Below are 3,667 nucleotides of genomic sequence, written 5' to 3' on the forward strand. Positions count from 1 at the left end.
CCGACGTCTCGGGTGTTTTTGCCTTTACCGGCGCCACCGCCTACAACCCGACCGAAAACACCGCGCGCATGTTCATGCAGTTGGTTCCGCACGACCAGCGCGCCTTGACCTCGAACCAGATCATCCAGCGCCTGCGCCCGAAAGTGGCCGCGGTCGAGGGCGTCAAATTTTTTATGCAGTCGGGCCAGGACATCAGCGTCGGCGGGCGGCTCAGCCGCACATTGTACCAATATACACTGACCGACACCGACCCGGACGAGATCAATCATTGGGCGCCGATTCTCGAGCGCGCGATGAAAAAGCTCCCCGAGCTGCAGGATGTTGCCTCCGACCAGCAGGTCGCGGCGCCGCATATCGGCATCGAGATTAACCGCGATGCAGCCTCACGGCTGGGTATCTCGCCATCGCTGATCGATGCGACTTTGTACGACGCGTTCGGCCAGCGTCAGGTCGCGACGATGTACACCGCGAAGAACCAGTACAAGGTGATCCTCGAGGTCGAGCCGCAGTTCCAGGATGATCCGACCGCGTTGTCGAAAATCTACGTGGCGGGGCCGAACGGCGGTCAGATTCCGATAAGCGCATTCGCGCACTTCACGTCAAAGATCGAGTCGCTGTCGGTCAACCACCAGGGCCAGTTCCCGGCGGTGACCTTGTCCTTCAACCTGAAGCCGGGTGTGTCGCTGGGTCAGGCGGTCGACAAGATCCAAGCGCTGACTGCCGATCTTCGCGCACCGGCAACGCTCGACGGGTCGTTCCAAGGAACAGCACGGGCATTCCAGGCGTCACTGTCGTCAACGCCGCTCCTGGTCGCGGCCGCGATCTTGGTCGTCTACATCGTGCTCGGCGTTCTTTACGAGAGCTACATTCATCCGATCACGATCCTGTCCGCACTGCCTTCGGCCGGCGTCGGTGCATTATTGGCGCTGATGATCTTGCATTACGATCTGAGCGTCATCGCGATGATCGGCATCATCTTGCTGATCGGCATCGTCAAAAAGAACGCGATCATGATGATCGACTTCGCCTTGCAGGCGGAGCGGATCGAGGGCAAGAGCCCAGCTGAGGCAATCTACCAAGCCTGTCTTTTGCGCTTTCGGCCGATCATGATGACGACTTTCGCCGCGCTGTTCGGTGCCACGCCGATCGCATTCGGGCAGGGAGCGGGTTCTGAATTGCGCCGGCCGCTTGGCATCGCGATCATCGGCGGGCTGCTCGTATCGCAGTGGCTCACGCTCTACACGACGCCGATCATCTATCTTTACCTTGAGCGCTTCTCGCGCTGGATCGGCCGCCCGTATCGCCCCTCACGCATGGCGGACGCTCTGGGAAGCGAGTCCGGTCCCATCCCGGCACAACTCCGGCACGGCGCCGAGTGATCAAGATGATCCCGCTCTTGAGACACCAATCGGCAAATACCGGCTCAGTAAGATGTCTAACGCGAGGGTAGCAGAGACCCAACACCAGCCCGTCAATAAATCTGGCGTCACCCAGTGTCTCAATTGGAAACCTTTAATACGAGCAGCCGCCAATGAGCATTTCCGAACCTTTTATCCGGCGGCCGATCGCCACCTCGCTCTTGATGCTGGGGGTCCTGGTCTTCGGCATCGGCGCCTACAACCTGCTGCCCGTGGCGGCGGTGCCGAACGTCGATTTCCCGACAATCAGCGTGACCGCGCAGTACCCCGGCGCCAATCCGAGCACGATGTCGTCGGCGGTCGCGACGCCGCTCGAACAGCAGTTCACCTCGATCCCGTCGCTCAGCCAGATGACGTCGTGGAGCGGCGTCGGCGTCACCTCGATCACGCTGCAGTTCGACCTGTCACGCAACATCGATGCGGCAGCGCAGGACGTGCAGCAGGCGATCAATGCGGCGAGCGGGCTATTGCCCCAGGACATGCCCACGCCGCCGACCTATCGCAAGGTGAACCCGGCGGACTTTGCCATCCTGATCTATGCCATCCACTCCGACGCGCGTCCGCCCTACGAGGTCGACCAGTACGCCAACAATGTCATCGCTGAACGGCTGTCGACAGAGCCCGGGGTCGGGCAGGTCTTCGTGTTCGGCTCGATGCCTTACGCCGCCCGCGTCCAGATCAATCCGGCGGCGCTCGCGGCAAAGGGTTTGGGCATGGAAGATGTCCGCAATGCGCTTGTCGCGGCGACCGTAAACCGCCCGAAGGGCGAGATCCAAACCGAACATCAGGCGATCGCGCTTGATACCAACGATCAGCTGTTTGATGCCGCGCATTACCGCAACATCATCATCGCCTACAAAAACGGCGCGCCAGTACGCATCAAGGATGTCGGGGACGCTATCAATTCGGTGCAGAATAACCGCGTGCGTTCCTGGTTCGGGGACCAGCGGGCGGAGGGCATCGCGATCCAGAAGGCGCCGGGCGCCAATACGATCGCCGTCGTAGACGATGTCCAGGCGTTGATGCCCAAGCTCGAGCAGTCACTGCCGCCGGCGATTCACGTCGATCTGATGTCGGACCGCTCGCAGACAACGCGCGCCTCCATCCGCGATGTGCAATTCACGATGATGCTGACGATCAGCCTCGTCGTCGTCGTGATCTTCCTGTTTTTGCGAACCTTGTGGGCGACGGTGATCCCGAGCCTGGCGGTACCGCTGTCGCTTGTCGCGACGTTCGGCGTCCTGTATGCCGGCGGTTTCAGCATCGATAACATCTCCCTGATGGGGTTGACGATCTCAGTCGGCTTTATCGTCGACGATGGGATCGTGATGATCGAAAACATCGTACGCTATATCGAACAGGGAATGCGACCGCTCGACGCCGCGTTAAAGGGCGCCGGGCAGATCGGTTTCACGATTATTTCGATCACCTTCTCGCTGATTGCCGTCTTTATTCCGCTCTTCTTTATGGGCGGCATCATCGGCCGGCTGTTCCGGGAATTTGCCGTCACGGTTGCGGTCGCGGTGGTGGCCTCGGCGGTCATATCGTTGACCCTGACGCCGGTCATGTGCTCGCTGTTTTTGAAGGAAGAAGGGCTGCACCCGAAGGGGCGCTTTAACCGCGGCGCAGAAAGGGTCTTCCAGGCGGCATTAAATGGCTACGACCGGGGCCTCAACTTCATCTTTCGCCACAAACTGTCGGCGTTGATCGCGACCCTCTTGCTGATGGTTGCGACCGGTTATCTTTACGTCGTTATCCCGAAAGGCTTTTTCCCGCAGCAGGATACTGGGTTCATCTTCGGCGAGCTTGACGTTCGTGAAGACGCTTCGATGACCCTGACCGACAAGATCCGGCGGCAAGTCGTCAATATCGTCAGGCAGGATCCTGGCGTCGAGGGGGTCTTCTCCTATGACGGCGCAACGACCTACAACCCTGCCGAGAATACCGCGCGCATCTTTTGGGGGTTGAAGCCCTATGAGGAACGTACCGCCAACGCAGAGCAGATTATCCAGCGCTTGCGCAAGGAAGTCGCCGGCATCCAGGGCGCAAAGTTCTTTATGCAGGTGCCGCAGAACATCACGGTCGGCGGCCGGCTCTCCCGCACCCAATACCAGTACACGCTGACCGACACCAACTTGGACGAACTGAACCATTGGGCGCCGATCCTCCAAGGCGAGATGCGTAAGCTGCCGGAACTGCAGGACGTGGCCTCGGACCAGCAGATCGCCGCCGCCCATCTGGCAATTGAC

General features: G+C 60.3%; 2 protein-coding genes. Both read left to right on the forward strand.

Annotated features, from left to right (window positions below; all coding sequences use genetic code 11):
- The coding region (locus VFL62_RS01035) for an efflux RND transporter permease subunit (RefSeq protein WP_325170521.1) at nt 1-1,379 on the forward strand (1,379 nt) is incomplete at its 5' end.
- Between the two features lie 152 nt (nt 1,380-1,531).
- A partial coding sequence (locus VFL62_RS01040; RefSeq protein WP_325170522.1) for an efflux RND transporter permease subunit occupies nt 1,532-3,667 on the forward strand: 2,136 nt, incomplete at its 3' end.

The organism is Bradyrhizobium sp. (genome assembly GCF_035701725.1).
GTDB lineage: Bacteria > Pseudomonadota > Alphaproteobacteria > Rhizobiales > Xanthobacteraceae > Bradyrhizobium.